This is a genomic window from Streptomyces flavofungini (genome assembly GCF_041028215.1).
GTDB lineage: Bacteria > Actinomycetota > Actinomycetes > Streptomycetales > Streptomycetaceae > Streptomyces > Streptomyces flavofungini_B.
The window spans coordinates 1-19,154 of the sequence record NZ_JASKYR010000050.1 but is presented as its reverse complement, the minus strand read 5'-3'; the positions used below and the strand labels follow the sequence as shown (position 1 = coordinate 19,154).

At 70.5% G+C, this 19,154-nt stretch carries 16 protein-coding genes; 9 read left to right on the top strand and 7 right to left on the bottom strand.

Features of this window, described 5'->3' with window-relative positions; genetic code table 11:
• The 5 genes from AB8Z36_RS06120 to AB8Z36_RS06100 all read right to left on the bottom strand — a co-directional run.
• A partial coding sequence (locus AB8Z36_RS06120) for a type I polyketide synthase (RefSeq protein ID WP_369212146.1) occupies positions 1 to 1,216 on the bottom strand: 1,216 nt, incomplete at its 3' end.
• Complete coding sequence (locus tag AB8Z36_RS06115; RefSeq protein WP_369212145.1) at positions 1,213 to 2,091, bottom strand: thioesterase II family protein; 879 nt, start codon at positions 2,089 to 2,091, stop codon at positions 1,213 to 1,215. The genes AB8Z36_RS06120 and AB8Z36_RS06115, both read right to left, overlap by 4 nt.
• A complete protein-coding gene (locus AB8Z36_RS06110; protein ID WP_369212144.1) occupies positions 2,088 to 3,833 on the bottom strand; it encodes an NAD(P)/FAD-dependent oxidoreductase in 1,746 nt (581 codons plus the stop codon). The genes AB8Z36_RS06115 and AB8Z36_RS06110 overlap by 4 nt, the downstream gene beginning before the upstream one ends.
• Before the next feature lie 5 nt (positions 3,834 to 3,838).
• Positions 3,839 to 5,527: an NAD(P)/FAD-dependent oxidoreductase gene (locus tag AB8Z36_RS06105; RefSeq protein ID WP_369212143.1), complete on the bottom strand. Its 1,689-nt coding sequence runs from the start codon at positions 5,525 to 5,527 to the stop codon at positions 3,839 to 3,841.
• Complete coding sequence (locus tag AB8Z36_RS06100; RefSeq protein ID WP_369212142.1) at positions 5,520 to 7,370, bottom strand: NAD(P)/FAD-dependent oxidoreductase; 1,851 nt, start codon at positions 7,368 to 7,370, stop codon at positions 5,520 to 5,522. The genes AB8Z36_RS06105 and AB8Z36_RS06100 overlap by 8 nt, the downstream gene beginning before the upstream one ends.
• Positions 7,371 to 8,529: 1,159 nt before the next feature.
• On the opposite strand from AB8Z36_RS06100, the gene AB8Z36_RS06095 reads away from it, so the two are divergent.
• Positions 8,530 to 8,907 (top strand): nuclear transport factor 2 family protein, encoded by a 378-nt coding sequence (locus tag AB8Z36_RS06095; RefSeq protein WP_369212141.1) that lies wholly within the window; start codon positions 8,530 to 8,532, stop codon positions 8,905 to 8,907.
• A 5-nt stretch (positions 8,908 to 8,912) separates the two neighbouring features.
• On the opposite strand, the gene AB8Z36_RS06090 is transcribed toward AB8Z36_RS06095, so the two are convergent.
• Positions 8,913 to 9,776, bottom strand: a complete 864-nt coding sequence (locus AB8Z36_RS06090) for an AfsR/SARP family transcriptional regulator (RefSeq protein WP_369212140.1) — start codon at positions 9,774 to 9,776, stop codon at positions 8,913 to 8,915.
• 173 nt (positions 9,777 to 9,949) lie between these two features.
• Here AB8Z36_RS06090 and AB8Z36_RS06085 point away from each other — a divergent pair, with 173 nt between their 5' ends.
• Complete coding sequence (locus AB8Z36_RS06085) at positions 9,950 to 10,795, top strand: TetR/AcrR family transcriptional regulator (RefSeq protein ID WP_369212139.1); 846 nt, start codon at positions 9,950 to 9,952, stop codon at positions 10,793 to 10,795.
• A gap of 32 nt (positions 10,796 to 10,827) precedes the next feature.
• On the opposite strand, the gene AB8Z36_RS06080 is transcribed toward AB8Z36_RS06085, so the two are convergent.
• Entirely contained in the window at positions 10,828 to 11,646 is an 819-nt protein-coding gene (locus AB8Z36_RS06080; RefSeq protein WP_369212138.1) for an AfsR/SARP family transcriptional regulator, read from the bottom strand.
• A 388-nt stretch (positions 11,647 to 12,034) separates the two neighbouring features.
• On the opposite strand from AB8Z36_RS06080, the gene AB8Z36_RS06075 reads away from it, so the two are divergent.
• Genes AB8Z36_RS06075 through asnB form a run of 7 tightly spaced genes read left to right on the top strand, consistent with a single transcriptional unit; the run spans position 12,035 to position 18,984 of the window.
• A complete protein-coding gene (locus AB8Z36_RS06075) occupies positions 12,035 to 12,364 on the top strand; it encodes an SCP2 sterol-binding domain-containing protein (RefSeq protein ID WP_369212137.1) in 330 nt (109 codons plus the stop codon).
• A 23-nt stretch (positions 12,365 to 12,387) separates the two neighbouring features.
• Positions 12,388 to 13,170, top strand: a complete 783-nt coding sequence (locus AB8Z36_RS06070) for a class I SAM-dependent methyltransferase (protein WP_369212136.1) — start codon at positions 12,388 to 12,390, stop codon at positions 13,168 to 13,170.
• 39 nt (positions 13,171 to 13,209) lie between these two features.
• Complete coding sequence (locus AB8Z36_RS06065) at positions 13,210 to 13,542, top strand: YciI family protein (RefSeq protein ID WP_369212135.1); 333 nt, start codon at positions 13,210 to 13,212, stop codon at positions 13,540 to 13,542.
• 38 nt (positions 13,543 to 13,580) lie between these two features.
• Positions 13,581 to 16,061 (top strand): DHA2 family efflux MFS transporter permease subunit, encoded by a 2,481-nt coding sequence (locus AB8Z36_RS06060; RefSeq protein ID WP_369212134.1) that lies wholly within the window; start codon positions 13,581 to 13,583, stop codon positions 16,059 to 16,061.
• Between the two features lie 13 nt (positions 16,062 to 16,074).
• Complete coding sequence (locus tag AB8Z36_RS06055; RefSeq protein WP_369212133.1) at positions 16,075 to 16,416, top strand: TfoX/Sxy family protein; 342 nt, start codon at positions 16,075 to 16,077, stop codon at positions 16,414 to 16,416.
• On the top strand, positions 16,406 to 17,101 hold the full coding sequence (locus AB8Z36_RS06050) for a DUF2461 domain-containing protein (protein ID WP_369212132.1): 696 nt from the start codon (positions 16,406 to 16,408) through the stop codon (positions 17,099 to 17,101). Before AB8Z36_RS06055 ends, AB8Z36_RS06050 begins: the two co-directional genes overlap by 11 nt.
• A gap of 29 nt (positions 17,102 to 17,130) precedes the next feature.
• Positions 17,131 to 18,984 carry an asparagine synthase (glutamine-hydrolyzing) gene (gene asnB, locus AB8Z36_RS06045; protein WP_369212131.1) on the top strand — a complete coding sequence of 618 codons (1,854 nt, stop codon included), beginning with the start codon at positions 17,131 to 17,133 and terminating at the stop codon, positions 18,982 to 18,984.
• Positions 18,985 to 19,154 lie beyond the last annotated feature (170 nt).

Genomic DNA, 19,154 nt, shown 5'->3' with positions numbered 1-19,154 from the left:
GGACGTGGAGCCGCAGGGCGTCGAAGGCGATGGCCGGGTTGGGGGTGCGGTGGTGGAGCTGGCCCGGGATGCGGCCGTGCTTGAGGGCCAGTGCCGTCTTGATCAGACCCGCCACACCGGCGGCCGCCTCCAGGTGCCCGATGTTGGTCTTGACCGACCCGATCACCAGGCGCTCCCCCGGCGGCCGGCCCTCGGAGAAGACCCGGCCGATGGCGCCCGCCTCGACGGGGTCGCCGACAGGGGTGCCGGTGCCGTGCGCCTCGACGTACTGCACCTCGCGCGGCGCGATCCCGGCCTGGCGGCACGCCGCGCGCATCGCCGCCTCCTGCGCCTCGGCGTTGGGCACGGTGATGCCGTTGCTGTGCCCGTCCTGGGAGACGGCCGTCCCCCGGATCAGCGCGTACACGGGGTCGTGGTCGGCGAGCGCGAGGGAAAGCGGCTTGAGCACGACGACACCGGCGCCCTCGCCGCGGGCGTAGCCGTCGGCCGAGGCGTCGAAGGTCTTGCAGCGGCCGTCGGGCGAGAGGAAGCCGCCCTTGGACTCCGCGATGGTCATGTTGGGCGCGATCATGACGTTCACGCCGCCCGCGATCGCCAGTGAGCACTCCCCGCTCCACAGGCTGCGCGCCGCCAGGTGGACCGCGACGAGGGAGCCGGAACAGGCGGTGTCCACCGCGAGGCTCGGCCCCCGGAAGTCGAAGGCGTACGACAGCCGGTTGGCCAGCATCGTCATCATCATGCCGGTGGCGGAGTGGGACTGGAGTTCATAGCGGCTGTGCACGCCGTAGTTCTGGAGCAGCTGGTAGTCCAGGGTGAAGCCGCCCATGAAGACGCCCGTGTCGCTGCGGGCGAGGTCGTCGACCACCTGGCCGCCGTCCTCCAGCGCCTCCCAGGCGGTCTGGAGCAGCAGGCGCTGCTGGGGATCGAGCCAGATCGCCTCGCGCGGGGAGATCCCGAAGAAGGGGGCGTCGAACTGGTCGATCCGGTCCAGGAAGCCGCCGCGCACGGTGCTGGTCTTGCCGAGTCTGCCGGTGTCAGGGTCGTAGAACTTGGCCGCCTCCCAGCGGTCCGGCGGCAGTTCCCTGGTGGCGTCCACGCCGTCGCACAGAAGGTCGAAGAAGGCGTCGGGGGTGGCGGCACCGCCGGGGAAGCGGCAGCCGATCCCGATGAGGGCGATGGGCTCCGGCGGCGTGTCGGCCGGCGCGGGGTCGGTCATGGCTTGTCCCCTTCCGCGGTGCGAGAGGCGGGCCCGAGCGCGCTGCGGAGCTCGGCCAGCAGCAGGTCCTGCGAGCTGTGGAGGAAGAAGTGCGAGCCCGGGAGCATGACGAGCCGGAACTCCCCGTCGGCCTGGGCGCGCCATCGGTCGAGGTCGCCGCGGCTGACGCGCACGTCCTGGTGGCCCCCGAACAGCGTCACCGGCATGCGCAGGGGCGGTTCGGCGCGGTGCCGGTAGGTGTCGCAGACCTCCAGGTCGGCCCGGAGGGTGGGCAGCAGGGCGCGCATCAGCTCGTCGTTGTCGAGCACCTGCTGGGGCGTGCCCTCCTTGCGCAGCACCGTCTTGAGCACCTCGTCGGGCAGGTGGTGGATCCTGATGTGGGGGTTGGGCAGTTGGGGCGCGCGGAACGCGCCGAGCAGCAGCCGCTCCGGCAGCCGCCGTCCGGCCGCGCGCAGCCGCCTGGTGAGCTCGAAGGCGACCAGGGCGCCCATGCTGTGGCCGAAGAAGGCGTACGGCATGTCCAGGCGCGGCGCGATCGCCTCGTGCAGGGCGTCGACCAGGGCGTCCATGCGCCGTACGGGCGCCTCCGCCACCCGGGACTCGCGTCCGGGGAGCTGGGCAGCCCAAAGGTCGACCCCTTCGGGCAGTTCCCCGCCCCAGTCGTGGAAGACCGAGGCGCCGCCGCCCGCGTAGGGGAAGCAGAACAGCCGCAGGACCGGTGTCCCGGTCGAGGGGTGGCGGGTGAACCAGCGGTCCGCGGAGCGGGGGTGCGGTGTCCGGCCGCGCAGGCGCTCCAGGAGCCGGGCGCGCTGGTCGGCGGGCAGCCGGGCGACGCGCTCGTGCGGTATCGCGCCCTCGCCGAGTACGCGGGTCATCGCGTCTCTCCCGTGCCGACCGCCTCGTCGGCGGGCCGCAGCCGGATCCACTGGTCGCTGAGCGGCCGGGCGCCCCGCTCGCGCAGGTGGACCTCGACGAGTGCCATCAGGGCCTCGTCGGCCCGCCAGCGCTTGGCCTGTTCGGCCTTGGCGGGGTTCCAGGGCTGGGCCTCGAACTCCGCGAGCACGGTCGCCACCAACTGGCCCGACAGGTGCTCGATGAAGGTGATGTTGTCGGCGAACCGCGTGTTCAGCTCCTCGTCGGACAGGCCCGCCGTCATGCCGATGTGGAGGCTGCGCATGAAGTCGAAGTCGTAGAAGCGGACGAAGGGGGTCTGCTCGTGCGGCTCGTCGTCGACGGCGCCCCACTCGCGGAAGAAGCGCTGGACCTCCCGGCTCGCCGCGCTGAAGCGGGCCAGGCCCGTCACCATGTCGGGCCGGTCCACCAGATGGCGCAGCACGTCGTGGAAGTACAGCAGGCCGGGCACGGCCCAGTACACGGCCGTGTCCCAGATGACCTTGGAGAGCATGACGCGGGCGTGCCCCATCAGCGCGTACTGGTTCTCGTAGATGCTCAGCCAGCCCTCGGCGATCAGCAGGAACACCTGGTTGTGGATGGCGGCGAGCTCCTCGACGTCCTCGCCGTCCAGGGCGTGCGTGAGCAGGTCCACGATCAGGCTGTTGCTGATGGCGATCAGGTCGAGGCCGGGCGAGTACAGGGGGTCGAGGAAGACCCCGGCCTCTCCGGCCAGGCACCAGCGGTCGGCGGAGAAGACCTGTTCGCTGCTGTAAGCGTAGTCCTTCATGACGCGGAAGTCCTGCAACTGGTCGCGGTGGCGGCGGATGACGCCCGCGCACTGCGGCTCGTGGCGGTCGAGCCAGTCCAGGGCCCGCTCGAAGCGGTTGAGTCCGTCGAAGGAGTGGAAGCCGGGGTCGGTGACGATGCCGACGCTGGTGGACCCGGAGGCGAGGCGGATCAGCCAGACCCAGTAGCCGGGGCCCATCAGGTGGTTGGTGGACAGCTCGCGCCTGCCCTCCTCGATGCGGGCCCGCCAGCCGGGGTCGTCGGACCACTGGTCGACGTCGATGGGGCAGCCCACCCGGAACCACACGGCGTTGGCCCGGTGGCCGACCTTCTTGGCCAGGCCGAGCCGCCGCTTGAGCAGCGAGGCGCGGCCGGTGGCGTCGACGACCCACCGGGCGCGGATGTGCCGCACGGCACCGTCCTCGGTGTGGACGGTGAGCCGGTGGTGCTCCTCGTCCGGCAGCAGCTCGACGGCGTCGGCCTTCGCTCCGGAAAGGAACTCCACGCCGCGCGCACCGAGTTCGGCGCCGAGCGCGTTCTCCAGGCGTCCCCGGTCGAGCTGATAGGTGCCGACCGCGCCCGGCGGCCGCACGGCGTGGCCCAGCTCCACCCGCCGGGTGATGTCGTCGTTGCCGTCCTTGGAGAAGAACACCCGCAGCCCGTACTTCTTGAGCTGCTGGGAGCGCAGGTGCTCTTCGAGGCCGAGGACCTCGCGCAGGTAGTAACCGGCGATCTCCACGGTGGACTCGCCCACCTTGTGGGCGGCCTCCGGTACGGGGTGTGCCTGGCGTTCCAGGACCACGATGCGGGTGCCGGGGCGCTGCTCGCGCAGGTGCAGGGCCAGGGTGAGACCGGCGGCGCCACCACCGATCACGGCGACGTCGACGGTGTCCCGGGCCGTCGCCGGTCCGTGGTCCTCGTGCTCTGTGGCGTCCATGCCGTTCACGGGCGCACCGCCTCGTTCCGGGCGCCCAGGGTGATCCAGGCGCTGTCGATGGGGTCGGAGCCGTCGCGCCGCTCGTACCGCGCGACGGCCTCGGCCAGGAGCGCGTCGGTGCGCCACCGCTCGGTCCGGGCGCGCGTCGCGTCGTCGGGGCCCTGCTCTTCGAGCCGTCGGGTGACGGTGACCACGAGCTGTCCCGCGAGCTCTTCGAGGAGGTCCACGTTGCGGGCGAACTGCTCCTCCAGCTTGTCGTCGTCGAGTCCGGCGGCCATGCCGTTGTGCAGGTCGACGATGAACTCGAGGAGGCTGTAGGGATCGGCGAAGACATCGGATGCCGGTTCGTTGCCGGTGTGGTGCCACTCGCGGAAGAACTCCTGTACGCGGGTGTGCAGCAGCCAGGTGCGCTGGAGGTTGGCGAAGGCGGCGGGGCTCTCGCCGAGGCGGCGGAACTTGTCGTGGAAGAACAGCAGGCCCGGCACGGCCCAGTAGATGATCGTGTCCCAGATGACCTTGGCCACCATCACCTGGGCGTTGCCCATGACCGGGTACTGGCCCTCGTAGGCGACCAGCCAGATCTCGCTGAGCACCAGGTAGACCTGGTTGTGCGCCACGGCCTTCTCGGTGATGTCCTCGCCGCCGCGGTCCCGGGTGACCAGGTCGGTGATCAGGCCGTTGCTGATGGCCATCAGGTCGCCGCCGGAGGAGTACAGCGGGTCGATCGAGACGCCCGCCTCCCCGGTCAGGCACCACCGGTCCTCGGAGTAGACCTGCTGGCAGCCGTAGGCGTAGTCCTTCATCACGCGGAAGTCCTGGATCTCGGCCAGGTGCCGCCGGACCTCGGCCGCGCACTGCGGCTCGTGTTCGTCGAGCCAGTCGAGGGCCCGCTCCAGGGTGTTGAACCCCTCGAAGGAGTGGGCCGCGTCCTCGGCGACGATGCCGATGCTGGTCGATCCGGAGGCGAGCGGAATGAGCCACACCCAGTAGCCGGGGCCCATCAGGTGGTTGGTCGAGAGCCGTCGCAGGCCGCCTGCGACCCTGTCCTGCCACTGCTCGTCGTCGGACCACCGCTGCACGTCGACCTCGTGCTCGATGCGGAACCAGGCGGCGTTGGCCCGGTGCCCCAGCGGCCTGGCCAGGCCCAGCTTGCGCTTGAGCAGTCCCGCGCGCCCCGTCGCGTCGACGACCCAGCGCGCCCGCAGCGGGCTCTGGTCCGCGCCGATGTGTACGAGGTGGTCGGTGCCCGCGGTGCCGAGGTCCACGTCCCTGACCTTGACGCCCTGGCGGAAGTCGACCCCGAGGCCGGTCACCAGTCGGCCGAGCGCGTTCTCCAGACGGCCGCGGTCGAGCTGGTAGGAGGCGAGGGGCGCCTCGGCGATCTGACCGTACTCGACACGGCGGGCGATGTCGGTGTTGTCGCCGTGGGTCAGGAACATGCGCAGGCCGAACTTGTGCAGCTGCTCGCTGTCGAGGTGGTCCGCGAGGCCGAGGATGTCGCGGAGGTAGTGGGCCTGCACCTCCACGCTGGACTCGCCGACCTTGTGGGCGGCCTCGGGCACGGGGTGTTCCTGGCGCTCCAGGACGGTCACGCGCAGTTCCGGGTCGGCGCGCTTGAGCTGGAGGGCCAGGGTCAGTCCGGTGATGCCGCCGCCGAGGATCGCGACATCGAGGCGCTCGGCGGTCTCAGACATAGCTGACCTCGCTGGTGTCCTTGTCCATGCTGTCCGCTCCGTTCGGTTCATGGTCTGGGGTGCCCGGCTCCGCGTGGGGCGTGCGCGGGGCGATCCAGCCGTCGCTGGTGGGGTTGCGGTGGCGTTCGCGCCGGTAGGTGGCGAGCAGTTCGGCGATCAGCGGGTCGCGCTGCCAGCTCTGCACCTGGGCGATCACGCGGTCCTCGCCGAAGCGGCCGCCGTGGGCGTCGATGACGGCGGTGACGAGCTGCCCGGCGAGCTGCGCGAAGAGCCGGGTGTTGGCGGCGAAGCGCTCGGGGAACTCCTCGTCGGTGAGGTCGTCCGCCATGCCCGCGTGCAGCTTCACCATGAAGTCGAGGGGCGAGTACAGGTCGACGAAGCCGGCGTCGAGCGCCTGGTCGTCGATGGCCGCCCACTCCCGGAAGAAGGCCTGCACCCGGTTGCTGATCGCGGCGAGGCGCTCCAGGTCGGCGGCGACCGGGGCGGTGTCGGCCACCGCGGGGAACTTGTCCTGGAAGAAGAGCAGTCCGAAGACGCCCCAGTAGAAGGCGGTGTCCCAGATGACCTTGGAGACCATCACCCGGGCATGGCCCATCAGCGCGTACTGGTTCTCGTAGACGGCGAGCCACATGTCGGTGACACGGCGGTAGAGCGCGTCGTGGACGGCCGCCCGTACGGTGACGTCCTCGCCGTCGAGCGACCTGCTGACCAGGTCGGTGACCAAGCCGTTGCTGATGGCGATCAGATCGAGGCCGGGTGAGTAGAGCGGGTCGAGGAAGACACCGGACTCACCGGTCATGCACCAGCGGGCCGGACCGTCGTAGACCTGTTCGCAGCTGTAGGAGTAGTCCCTCATGACGCGGAAGTCCTGGATCTCGTCCTGATGCCGCCGGACCTCGGCCGCGCACTGCGGCTCGTGTTCGTCGAGCCAGTCGAGGGCCCGGTCCAGGGTGTTGAACCCCTCGAAGGGGTGGGTGGCGTCCTCGGCGACGATGCCGATGCTGATGGAGCCGGAGGCGAGCCGGATGAGCCAGACCCAGTAGCCGGGGCCCATGAGGTGGTTGGTGGACAGTTCGCGGCGGCCCTCGCGGAGCCGCGCGTGCCACTCCTCGTCATCGCTCCAGGTGCCCAGGTCGATGGGGTGGGCGACCCGGAACCAGGCGGCGTTGGCCTTGTGCCCCACGTCCTTGCGCAGTCCGAGGCGCCGCCGCAGGAAGTGGCTGCGTCCGGTGGCGTCGACGATCCACCGGGCGCGGACACCGCGCTCGCCGGTGGCAGTGAGGAGCTGCACGTGGTGGGGTGCGTGGTCGGCGGAGAGCGCGACCTCCAGCACCCTGGCGCCCGGGACGAAGTCGATGCCCTCGCGGGCGCAGACGGCCCCGAGTTCGTTCTCCAGGCGTCCGCGGTCTAGCTGGTAGGTGGCCAGCGGCGGGAAGACCGAGCTGCCCAGTTCGACGCGTTCGGCGATGTCCTTGTTGTCCTGGCCGCTGAAGAACATGCGCAGGCCGAACTTGCGGATCTGCTCCGTCTCCAGGTGCGCGCCGAGCCCGAGGCCGTCGCGCAGGTAGTGTGCGGCGATCTCCACGGTCGACTCGCCGACCTTGTGCGCCGCCTCGGGTACGGGGTGCTTCTGGCGCTCGGCGACCAGGACCCGGATGCCCGGGCGCGCCCGGCGCAGATGAAGTGCCAGGGTGAGGCCGGCCGCTCCGCCGCCCAGGATCACGACGTCGTAGTGGTCGGGCGCGGTGGCGCCGTCGGCGATGCGGGTGCGGAGCCTGCGGGTGAGCAGGGCCCGCTTCTCTGCGGACAGGTCGGTTATCCGATGCCGTGCTGGTTGGGTCATGCGTCCCCCTTCATCCCGGACGACTTTCGGAGGGTGGGATTACGGACGACTTACTTCGCGTGCAAGCTGAGGGCGTGGATCGCGCTCCTCCGGTGCGCGTCGTCGGCACATGCCTTGACCTGCGTAACAGTGGGCCCACGAGAGGCCGTGCGTTGCGCTGCGAAGGGGCGTCGGAACGCGGCGGAACGGCGGGGTCGGGACGGATTTCCGCAACGGGAGCGGCGTCCGGAGGCGGGTCGGGGGGCCGGTATCCGCCTGCGGCCCGACGGATGTAGGCCTACGGCCCGGCGGATGTAGGCCTACGGCCCGGCAGCAAGTCGTCTGCGGCTCGGCAGACACACGCCTACGGCCCGGCAGCGAGTCGCCTGCGGCCCGGCAGATGGGCGCATGTGGCCCGGCAGCGAGTCGCCTGCGGCCCGGCGGATATACGCCTGCGGCCCGGCAGCGAGTCGCCTGCGGCCCGGCAGATGGGCGCTTGTGGACCGGCAGGGAGACGCCTGCGGCCCACCAGCGAGTCGCCTGCGGCCCGGCAGCGAGTCATCTGCGGCTCGGCAGATGGGCGCTTGTGGCCCGGCAGCGAGACGCCTGCGGCCCGGCAGACGGGCGCTTGTGGCCCAGCAGCGAGACGCCTGCGGCCCGGCAGCGAGTCATCTGCGGCTCGGCAGATGGGCGCATGTGGCCCGGCAGCGAGACGCCTGCGGCCCGGCAGACGGGCGCTTGTGGCCCAGCAGCGAGACGCCTGCGGCCCGGCAGCGAGTCATCTGCGGCTCGGCAGATGGGCGCATGTGGCCCGGCAGCGAGACGCCTGAGGCCCGGCAGACGGGCGCTTGTGGCCCAGCAGCGAGACGCCTGCGGCCCGGCAGATGGGCGCTTGTGGACCGGCAGGGAGACGCCTGCGGCCCGGCAGCGAGTCATCTACGGCTCGGCAGATGGGCGCATGTGGCCCGGCAGCGAGACGCCTGAGGCCCGGCAGCAAGTCGTCTGCGGCTCGGCAGGGAGACGCCTGCGGCTCCGGCCGGTCCGCCGCCGTCCCCGGCAGGGTGAATCGCGGGCGCCGCGCGTGACGGGAACGGGCATCCCCCGGTTGGTCAACCGCCGGCGATCGGATTTCCGGCCGAACGGCGGCACGATCCACTCGTCACACGAAAGGGGAGCCGTCATGAGCGAAGCGCCCAGCCCCGCACTGGAGACCGCCCTCGCCTACCACCGGGCCTGGACGGGGCACGACTTCGACCTCGCCATGACCTATGTCGCCGACGACATCGTCTGCGAGGCGCCGTCGGGCCGTCTGGAGGGCGCGGAGGCCTTCCGCGGGTTCATGGAGCCCTTCTCGCAGATCCTCACGGGATCTCACGTGATCTCCGCGTTCGGCGACGACACCACCGCGCTGCTCATGTACGACACGAAGACGCTCCCGGTGAAGAGCGCACCGGGAGCCGAGTGCCTGACGGTGCGGGACGGCACCATCAGGCATCTGCACATCATCTTCAATCAGGCGCCGTTCATCGCTGCGCAGGGTGCCCCCTCGGGGTCCTGACCGGCTCAGCCGCCCGCCGAGGCCAGGGGCGGCGCGGCGGTGAGGCGTTCCCGCAGCGCGAGCAGGCCGCGGCCCGCGACGGCGCCCAGGTCGCGCTCGACGGAGCTCAGGAAGAGGGAGAGCTGGCGCAGCGCGTCATCGGGGCGGCCCAGTTGGAGGTGCGCCTCGATGATGGTGCCGACGGCCAGTTCGTTGTACGGATCGAGGCGCAGTTTCTCGTAGGCGTACTCAAGCGCCTCGTCCAGCTCTCCGCGCGCGCTGTGGATCTGGATCAGGCGGATCAGCGCCTGCGAGCACAGGCCCTCGTACTGCCTGCGGTAGGGCGCGAGCCACCGCTGCTGGGACTCCTCGTCCTCAAGGAAGCGGCGGACGGTGTAGGCCGCGACGCGGCTGTAGTAGAAGCAGGCGCGCCGGGCGTCGCCGTGGGCGTCGCCCGCCCGCGCCTGCTCGAAGAGGCGCTCGACGTCGTGGGCGTCGCTCCACCAGCCCTCCCCCGGCTCGAAGCGGTAGAAGCTGGTGCCGCTGCGGTGGATGAAGGACGACTCCTGCCCCGGCCGCAGGTCCGGCTCCAGCATCCGGCGCAGGCAGTGCATGCCGACGTGGAAGCCGCTGGCCGCCTTCTCCGGGGCGGTGTCCTGCCAGCCGATGTCGATGAGCTGGTCCATGGAGACCGGCTTGCCCGGGTTCAGGAGGAACCACTTGAGCAGCAGCAGCGCCTTCTCCCTGCGGTGTCTGCGCTGCCCCAGGGCCTCGGTGCCCTTGAAGACACGGAAGGGGCCGAACAAGTACGCGCGGTAGGTGGCCCCTTGCTCCCGGCCCCGGGGCCGTGCCCACTCGGGGCCCGGGAACTCCGTCTCCGCCGATGTCATACCGTGCACCATCGCCCTCCCCGTCGTTCGCAGCGATCGTGAATGGGTATAGGTTCCGTTACTAGCGTTTACGGTGAAGGGTGTTCACGGAGATTGTCAAGCATTACGGTTGAACCCGCTGACACCCGTTGGGGCCCGACAGCGCGCTCAGACAAGGGACTTGGAGGCGCATGATGAGCCAGGTCGGATCCGGCCGCGCCGAGAGGACGCGCCCGGTGCTCAACCGCCGCGAACGGCAGCGGCAGTCGACGCTCGACGAGATCGTCGTGGTCGGCAGGTCGCTGCTGCGCGAGGGCCGCGAGGTGACGCTGCGCGCCGTGGCCGCCGAGATGGGCTTCACGGCACCCGCGCTCTACCGCTACGTGGGCAATGTCGCCGCCCTCAACGAACTGCTCTCCAACGACATCTTCGCCGAGATCGTCCGCGCGATGGCGGCGGCGGCCGAACCGCACGGCGAGGAGGACCCCGCCGCGCAGATGGTGGCGGCCGCCACCGCCTTCCGCTGCTGGGCGCTGGACCATGTCGACGAGTTCCAGCTCGTCTTCCACACCAGCTCGCTCTCGGGCGAGCACGTGGCCCGCTCGGAGGCCGGCAAGGCGCTCCATCCGCTGTCCCCGGCCACCGGCAAGGGGGCCGCGGAGGGCGTGCAGATGTTCGCCGAGTTCTTCGGGCGGATCTTCATCGGGCTCTCGCGACAGCACCCGTTCCCGGTGCCCTCCCGTGCGGAGCTGGACGAGGAGTTCGTGGCGGTGCACTCCCCCGGCGGGCCGGGCAAGCCCGATCTGGTCGCCCTGCTTGGCGCGGACGGACTGGGGCTCATCTGGCTGTTCGAGCTCGCCTGGGCGCAGCTCTACGGCATCGTGATCCTGGAGGTCTTCGGGCATGTCCGCCCGCAACTGGTCAAGTCCGGGGCGCTGTTCACGGCCGTGATGCGCGAGATCGGGGCGCGGGCCGGGATGACGGACGACTGGGACAGGCTCACGGAGATCAGCCGGGAGATCCTCGCCCGCCGGAGCTGACGCGTCCGCACCGGTACGCCGCGCCGCGGATATCACCGCGCGTGCCTCACCCGCTCCCGCAGGGCGAGTAATCGGGGGCTCGGAGCCACCCCGAGGTCCTCGCTGAGGGTGCGCACGAACTGTTCGAGCTGCGAGACGGCGCCCGTGAGGCTGCCCTGCTCCAGGTGTATCTCGACCGCCGCGGTGGCCGCCTCCTCGGAGTAGGGGTCCCGGTCGAGTACGCGCATCGCACAGGTCAGGCCCTCGTACAGGTGCCCGGCCCGCCGATGCAGACGTAACAGGTGGAGCAACGTTTCCTCGTGACCGTGCTCATGGACGGCGCGAAAGGGTGCGAAGGCGTCCTGGTACACCTCCTCCGGCAGGAACCCGCGGTCGTAGTAGGCGAGCAGCCGCTCGTAGCACTCCGTCGCGGTCGCGGTGTCGCCCGCCCGGTGGGCCGCGCGGGCCGACCGGGTCACCAGCGCCACGTCGTCGGCGTCGGTCCACCAGCAGTCGGCCGGTTCGAACCAGTAGCGGCCGTTGGGGTCGGAGCGGATGAACCGCGAGGGCTGTCTGCTGGCGAGCTCGGGCTCAAGGACCCGGCGCAGGGAGTGCTGCGTCACGTGCAGCCTGTTCGCCCGGTTCCCCGTGCCGCCGGGCCAGAGCACCTCCGCGAGTTCGCGGTCGCGGAACTCCTGGCCGGGGTTGAGCAGGAACCACTTCAGCAGGGTGCGCGCGGCCGCCCGCCCGCCGCGCGGGTCTCCCAGGGGAGCGCCCTGCCTGTGCACCCGGAAAGGGCCGAAGAGCCACGCCTCGTACTCGTGCCGCGCGGTGCTTAACGGTGTGGTCGCAGCTCCCGGTGACTGGTCCATCGATCTCCCCCGTACCCCGTCGTACACCCGCCAAGTGTGGGCCGATGGTGCCCCAGTAAGCGTCATCTAAACCACCGGAGGCATATTCCTCAGCACTTATGTGCCATGTCATGACCAGGCGTGTTTTGGCGCCTGACACCACCGGCACCGTCCCGGCCAGGCAGTTCACCCGGTGCGGGCAGGGCGCGCACGCGGCGCCAATCGGCCGCACTTACTGACCGCGTAAGTCGGCCGTAAGACCTGCTCGGGGAGCGGGAACGCCACTTTCGCCACCCGTAAGCAACCGGTAAGTCGGCGGCCATAGCGTCCCCTGGCAGCCGCTGAAGGGCTGTCAGGACACTTCACCGCCCCGGTGCGCGGCCCCGGGCTGACCACAAGGAGGCGATCCATGTCCATGACCGTCGGCGAGTTGTTCGCTGCCCTCTCGACCCGGTTCAACCATGAGGCCGCGGCCGGTCTGAACCGGACCCTGCAATGGAGGATCACCGACGCCGACCCCGGCGTCTGGGCCTTCGAGATCAAGGACGGACAGGGCCGCCTCATCCCCGGCGGGGTCGCCGAGCCCGACACCACCTTCGTCACCAGCAGCGAGACCTGGGTGGCGATCGCGGAGGGCCGCCAGGACGCGATGCGCGCCTTCATGACCGGAAAGCTCAAGGTCAAGGGGGACATGATGCTCGCGATGAAGGTCCCGAAGCTCTTCGAAACCGGCGTCTGACCGCTGCCTTGAGGAGAGACGACGTGCAGAAACCCGCTGAGAACGAGACCGACCCCGAGAAGGTCCGCCTGGAGCAGGTCGCGGCCCTCACCGACCCCGCGACCATCCGCTACCTGGAGGAGATCGGGGTCGGCGAGGGATGGACCTGCGCCGAGGTCGGGGCGGGCGCCGGATCGATCGCACGCTGGCTGTCGAACCGGGTCGGCCACTTCGGCACGGTCCACGCCATCGACATCGAGACCGCCTACATGGACGGCCTTTCCGCGCCCAACCTCGAAGTACGGCAGCAGGACATCACCAAGGAGCCGCTGGAGGAAGGGGCCTACGACCTCGTCCACTGCAAGATCCTGCTGATGCACCTGCCGGAGCGCGAGCGCGTTCTCGGGGAATTCGCCCGAGCCCTCAGACCCGGCGGCCATCTGCTGGTCGAAGAGGCCGACATCCGCAGCATCCAGCGGGTCGATCCGCCCTCACCCCTGCTCACCCGGGCGGCCAGTGCCCTGGAGACGTTCTTCTATTTCGGCGGTGCCGATCCGGGATACGGGATGAAACTCCTCCCCGCCTTCCGCCGCACCGGGCTCAGATTGAGCGGCACCGACTGCCAGTTGACCGCGGTGCAGGCGGGCACGCCCGAGATGGAGACGATCGCGCTGAGCCTCGCCAAGCTCGCGCCGGTCATCACCAAGGTCGGCCTGATGGGCCAGAAGGAGGTGGAAGCCGCCTTCGACCTGCTGCGGCAGCCCTCGGACACGGTCCTCTACACGCCGATCACGGTCTCGGTCTGGGGCCGGCGCTCCGAGGACTGACCACCGCACTCTTCGGCACGCACGGAAAGGACAGCGGAATTGCTGTACGCAGTCATCGCCCACGACAGCACCGAACCGGGGACCTTCGAACGGCGCATGTCCGTACGCCCGGCCCATATGGCCAACGGCGACAAGATGATGGCCGACGGTTCCTTCCTCTTCGGCGGCGGAATTCTGGACGGCGCCGGAAAGATGTCCGGCGGCGTTCTGATCGTCGACTTCGAGACCCGCGAAGAGATCGACGCGTGGCTCGAGAACGAGCCCTACATCATCAACAAGGTCTGGGACCGCGTGGAAGTGCACCCCTTCCTCGTGCCGCCGCAGTTCCTCGCCCTCTTCCCGAAGTACCAGGAACAACCGGCCGCCGACTGAGGCCCTCCGCACGCCACCTCTCAGGGAGCTCACGCACCATGGAGACAACATCTCGCAGCCGCAGGGCACTGACCCTCCTGGTCACCAGCCTGGGGTCGTTCATGGTCCTGCTCGACGGGTCCATCATCTTCGTCGCGCTCGGCGAGATCCAGAAGGATCTCGGCGCGGAGATGTCGCAGCTTCAGTGGACCGTCGACGCCTACACCCTGCCGTTCGCGGCGCTGATGCTGATGACCGGCACCCTGGGTGACCGGCTGGGCCGCAAACGGGTGTTCCTCACCGGCCTCGTCCTGTTCGTCGCGGGCTCGGCCCTGTGCGGGTTCGCCGACAGCTTCGGTGTGCTCATCGCGGGCCGGGTCCTGCAGGGCGTCGGCGCCGCCGCCATCGAGACGGGGAGCCTGTCACTGCTGGTGTCGACCTTCAGCGACCCGCCGGGCCGGGCGAAGGCGATCGGCATCTGGACCGCCGTCTCCGGCGTGGCGCTGGCCCTGGGCCCGCTCTTCGGCGGCGTACTCATCGAGTCCTTCAGCTGGCACGCGATCTTCCTGATCAACCTGCCGGTCGGCGTGGTCGCCCTGGTGCTCGGCGTCCGCCGGCTCATCGAGTCGCGCAATCCCCACGCGGGACGGCTTGACGTCCCCGGCCAGGTGCTCGTGACCACCGGGCTCTTCTGCCTGATCATGGGGCTGATCCAGGGCGAGCGCGAGGGCTGGGGCTCGCCCCTGATCATCGGCCTGCTCGTCGGGTCCGTGCTGCTGCTCGGGGCGTTCCTGGCCGTGGAGATGCGCGGGCGCGAGCCCATGCTGCCCCTGGACCTGTTCCGCAACCGCACCTTCGCGGTGTCCAGCGTCATCGCCTCACTGCTCGGCTTCATCATCGTCGGCGCGATGTTCTTCATGGCCCAGTACTTCCAGACCGTGCAGGGACACTCCGCCCTCCAGACCGGCCTGCGGCTGCTCCCGCTGACGCTCGGCATCTTCTTCTTCTCACCGCCCGCGAGCGGCATCGCGGGCAAGCTCGGCCCGCGTGTCCCGATCATCGTGGGCGCGGTCCTGGTCACCGGCGGGTTCCTGCTCCTGACCACGGTCGAGCCCGGCTCCGGATTCGGCGCCGTGTGGTGGAAGCTCGCACTCGTCGGCGGCGGCATCGGCTGCATGTTCGCCCCGCTGACACTGGCCGTCATGGCCTCCACTCCCCCGGAGCGCGCGGGCCTCGGCTCCTCGATGATCAACACCACCCGCATCGCGGGATTCACGGCCGGTGCCGCGGTCCTCGGCACCGTCATCGTGACCGTCTTCAAGGACAAGATGGTCTCCGCGCTCACCGGCCTGGGCGCGCCCGGTCCCGTCGGTCACCAGATCGCGGACCGCATCGGCGGCTCAGGGGCCAGCGCGGGCCAGGGCGCCGACCAGATCCAGGACCTGCCCGTGGGGCGCACCGCGTTCGCCTCGGCGGTGGACGAGTCCTTCGTCGACGCCATCCACATGGTGTTCCTGATCTGCGCCGCCTGTACCCTGCTCATCGCCGTGCTCGCCGCCCTGTGGCTGACCCGCGGCCAACTGCCCGACCCCGCAGCCGTGCCCGCCGGTGACCCGGGCCGCGCGGACAGCGGCGAGGCGAGCGGCGCCGGCCGGGCCACGGCTCCGGCGGCCACCGTCCTGCCCGGGGCGCTCGTCGACACCGGATGGCTCGCGGAGCACCTCGACCGGCCCGGCGTCGTCGTCGTCGACTGCACGGTGAACATCCGGCCGCTGCCCGAGGGCGGGGTCGACCTCGGCCCCGGCCGCGAGGGATACGAACAGGGGCACATCCCCGGCGCCGTCTTCGCCGACCTGCTCACCGAGATCGCCGACCTCACCGCGCCCAAGCCCTTCGCGATCCCCTCGGCCGACGCGCTGGCCGCCGCCCTCGAAGGACTGGGCATCAGCGGCACCGACACGGTGATCCTCTACGACCGCGCGCACACCGCGTTCGCCACCCGCCTGTGGTGGATGCTCCGCTCGGTCGGCCACGACAACGCCGCGGTGCTCGACGGCGGCTGGCGCAAGTGGACCGCCGAGGGGCGCCCGGTCGACACCGGCACCGTCCAGCCGCGCCGGGGTTCCTTCGTACCGAAGCCCCGTCCGGAGCTCTTCGTCACCCGCGACCAGGTCCAGCGGTCGATCGGCGCGCCCACCGTCCGCCTCGTCAACGCGCTCTCCGCCGAGCAGCACGCGGGCAGCATCCCGGTGGCCCACGGCCGGACCGGACACATCCCGTCGAGCGTCAACGTCCCCGCGTCGGCGCTGATGGACCCCGAGACCGGGTGCTTCCTGCCCCCGCGGCAGCTCATCGACCGCTTCGAGGAGGTCGGCGCCACGTCGGCCGGGCAGATCATCGCCTACTGCGCCGCCGGAGTGGACGCCACGATCGACGCGTTCGCGCTGAACCTGCTGGGCGTGCGCGAGGTCGCTCTCTACGATGACGGCCTCGTGGAATGGAGCGGCGACCCCACGCTGCCCCTGGCCACCACGGTCTAGGAGGACGTCGACGATGGCATACGACAAGGAACTCGCCGACCGGGTGCGGGAGGCCCTCTCGGGCCAGGCCCAGGTGCGCGAGGTCAAGATGTTCGGCAGCCTCGCGTTCATGGTCAACGGCAAGATGGCGGCCACCGCCAACCCCGACGGCAAGCTCATGCTCCGCTGCGACCCCGACCGTACGGAGGAACTCCTGGAGCGCGAGGGCGCCGACTGGCCGGTGATGCAGGGCAAGCGGATGAGCAGGGGCTGGATCGTCGTGGCCGACTACGGCATCGAGTCGGACGAGGCGTTCGACTCCTGGCTCGCCGAGGCACTGGACTACAACGGAAAGGTGAGCGGCAGTGGCGACTGAGGAGACGGCGCCCGTCACCCCGCCCTTCGGCGGGTTCCCACCGGAGCTCTTCACCTTCCTCGAAGGCCTGGAGAAGGACAACTCCAAGACATATTGGGAGGCCCACCGGACGGTCTACGAGACATCCGTGAAGGACCCGGTGCACCGGCTCATGGCCGACCTGGAGGACGAGTTCGGGCCACTGCGCACCTTCCGGCCGAACCGCGACGTCCGGTTCTCCAAGGACAAGTCGCCGTACAAGACCTGGGTCGGCGTCACGACCAGCGACCGGGCGGTGGGCGGCATCGGCGCCTTCCTGCGGCTCGACGCCGAGGGCATGCGGCTGGCCGGTGGCGCCATGGCTCTCGCCCCCGACCAGATCAAACGCTTCCGTTCGGCCGTCGACGACGAGAAGTCCGCGGCGGAGTTCGAGAAGATTCGCGCCACCCTCGGCGAGCGGGAATTACCGGTCGGCCCCGGCATGCCGCCCGTCCTCAAGCGGGTCCCCAGCGGCTACCCGCCCGACCACCCGCGCGGTGAACTCCTGCGCTGGAAGGGCGCGGTGGTGGTCAAGGAGTACGCGCTCGCCGACTGGATGCACCGGCCCGACGCCATCGAGGCGGTGCGCACGATCTGGACAGCGACGGCACCGCTGAAGCGGTGGATCGATCATTATGTCGGCGAGAGCGCGACACCACGCCGCTGACATGGACGCGGAGCACAGGAGGACGGCACATGTGTGGGATGACCGGCTGGGTCTCGTACGACCGGGACCTCACTCGTGAGCGGGAGACCCTGGACGCGATGACCGCGACGATGGCGTGTCGGGGGCCAGACTCCTCCGGCACCCATGTCGAGCGGCACGCCGCCCTCGGCCACCGGCGGCTCGCGGTGATCGACCTGCCCGGCGGCAAGCAGCCGATGACGGCACACACACCCAACGGCGAGGTCACCCTCGTCTACAGCGGTGAGACCTACAACTACCGCGAGCTGCGCGAGGAGCTGATCCGGCGGGGGGAGCGCTTCGACACGGCCAGCGACACCGAGGTGGTCCTGCGCGGCTATCTGCGCTGGGGCGAGGCGCTGGCCGACCGCCTCAACGGCATGTACGCGTTCGCGATCTGGGACGCGCGGGACCAGAAGCTGGTCATGATCCGTGACCGGCTCGGCATCAAGCCCTTCTACTACTACCGCACCGCCGACGGCCTGCTCTTCGGCTCCGAGCCCAAGGCGATCCTCGCCAACCCCCTCGCCAAGCGGGTGGTGGACGCGGACGGGCTGCGCGAGGCGTTCTCGTACTGCTTCACACCGGGGCACGCCATATGGTCGGGCATGCGGCAGGTCGAGCCCGGCACCATCGTCACGCTGGACCCGAACGGCCTGCGCGAGCGCACGTACTGGCGCCTTGAGACGCGCCCGCACACCGACGACGTGGAAGCCACCGTCGGCCGCGTCCGCGAGCTGCTCGACGACACCGTGCGCCGCCAGCTCGTCGCCGACGTACCGCGCTGCGTCCTGCTCTCCGGGGGCCTCGACTCGGGCACGCTGACCGCGCTGTCCGCCGCCCACCTGGGCCAGGAGCGGGTGCGGACCTTCTCGGTCGACTTCGCGGACCACGTGGAGAACTTCACGTCGGACGACTTGCGCGACACCCCGGACGCGCCCTACGTACGGGACGTCGCCGAGCACGTCGGCTCGGACCACGCCGACCTGGTGATCGGCCCGAAGACACTGGCCGACCCCGCGGTCCGCAGGGCCGTGATCAGCGCCCGCGACGTGCCGGTGACCATGGGTGATCTGGACTTCTCCCTCTACCTGCTCTTCAAGGAGATCCGCCAGAGATCCACGGTGGCCCTGTCCGGCGAGGCCGCCGACGAGATATTCGGGGGCTACAAACACATGCACATCCCCCAGATCCAGCAGGCCCGCGCCTTTCCCTGGATCGCGCTGAACATCGGCGCCTTCGACAAGGACGGCACGGGCGTGCGCCCCGGGCTCTGGTCGGCGCTGCGCCTCGACGAGTACCGCGCGGACGCCTACGCGGACGCCGTGGGGCGGATCGAGCGGCTCGGCCCGGGGGACGACTTCGACTCGGAGGACGACTTCGAGTACCGCATGCGCATCATGATCCATCTGCATGTGACCCGGTTCATGCGCTTCCTGCTCGACCGCAAGGACCGGCTGAGCATGGCGCTGGGCCTGGAGGTCCGTGTGCCGTTCTGCGACCACCGCATCGCCGAGTACGTGTACAACGCGCCCTGGGCGATGAAGACGTACGACGGCCGCGAGAAGAGCCTGCTGCGCGGCGCGATGAAGGGCATGCTGCCGCAGTCCGTCACCTGGCGGCCGAAGAGCGCCTACCCCTCGACGCAGGACCCGTACTACGGCGAGGAACTCCAGCGCCAGGCCAAGGACCTGCTGAGCGACCGGGGCCACGCGCTCTTCGACCTGATGGACCGCCGCTGGCTGGAGGGCGCGACGGGCTGCGACCCGGCGACGATGGACCGGCTCACCCGCCTGGGCCTGGAACGCACACTGGACCTGGCGACCTGGCTGGAGGTGTACCGGCCCACGCTGGAGCTGCCGTAGCCGTCACCCCTGCCCCTGTCTTCCGGCGACCGGCGGGGGGCGCCGACTGACCTCGCCGCCGCTCACGGGGTCGCGGGTGCCCCGGTGGCCGGTTCGCCTTCATCGACGTCGACGGACGAGAGGTCGACGGCGCACTCCTCGGGGATGTCGGCGGCGGAGGTCTCGCACTC

What these genes read in the sequence shown, in the direction of transcription:
- AB8Z36_RS06115 (WP_369212145.1), bottom strand. Translation starts at nt 2,091, where the DNA reads ATGACCCGCGTACTCGGCGAGGGCGCGATACCGCACGAGCGCGTCGCC.
- AB8Z36_RS06110 (WP_369212144.1), bottom strand. Translation starts at nt 3,833, where the DNA reads ATGGACGCCACAGAGCACGAGGACCACGGACCGGCGACGGCCCGGGAC.
- AB8Z36_RS06105 (WP_369212143.1), bottom strand. Translation starts at nt 5,527, where the DNA reads ATGTCTGAGACCGCCGAGCGCCTCGATGTCGCGATCCTCGGCGGCGGC.
- AB8Z36_RS06100 (WP_369212142.1), bottom strand. Translation starts at nt 7,370, where the DNA reads ATGACCCAACCAGCACGGCATCGGATAACCGACCTGTCCGCAGAGAAG.
- AB8Z36_RS06095 (WP_369212141.1), top strand. Translation starts at nt 8,530, where the DNA reads ATGAGCGAAGCGCCCAGCCCCGCACTGGAGACCGCCCTCGCCTACCAC.
- AB8Z36_RS06090 (WP_369212140.1), bottom strand. Translation starts at nt 9,776, where the DNA reads ATGACATCGGCGGAGACGGAGTTCCCGGGCCCCGAGTGGGCACGGCCC.
- AB8Z36_RS06085 (WP_369212139.1), top strand. Translation starts at nt 9,950, where the DNA reads ATGAGCCAGGTCGGATCCGGCCGCGCCGAGAGGACGCGCCCGGTGCTC.
- AB8Z36_RS06080 (WP_369212138.1), bottom strand. Translation starts at nt 11,646, where the DNA reads ATGGACCAGTCACCGGGAGCTGCGACCACACCGTTAAGCACCGCGCGG.
- AB8Z36_RS06075 (WP_369212137.1), top strand. Translation starts at nt 12,035, where the DNA reads ATGTCCATGACCGTCGGCGAGTTGTTCGCTGCCCTCTCGACCCGGTTC.
- AB8Z36_RS06060 (WP_369212134.1), top strand. Translation starts at nt 13,581, where the DNA reads ATGGAGACAACATCTCGCAGCCGCAGGGCACTGACCCTCCTGGTCACC.
- AB8Z36_RS06055 (WP_369212133.1), top strand. Translation starts at nt 16,075, where the DNA reads ATGGCATACGACAAGGAACTCGCCGACCGGGTGCGGGAGGCCCTCTCG.
- asnB (WP_369212131.1), top strand. Translation starts at nt 17,131, where the DNA reads ATGTGTGGGATGACCGGCTGGGTCTCGTACGACCGGGACCTCACTCGT.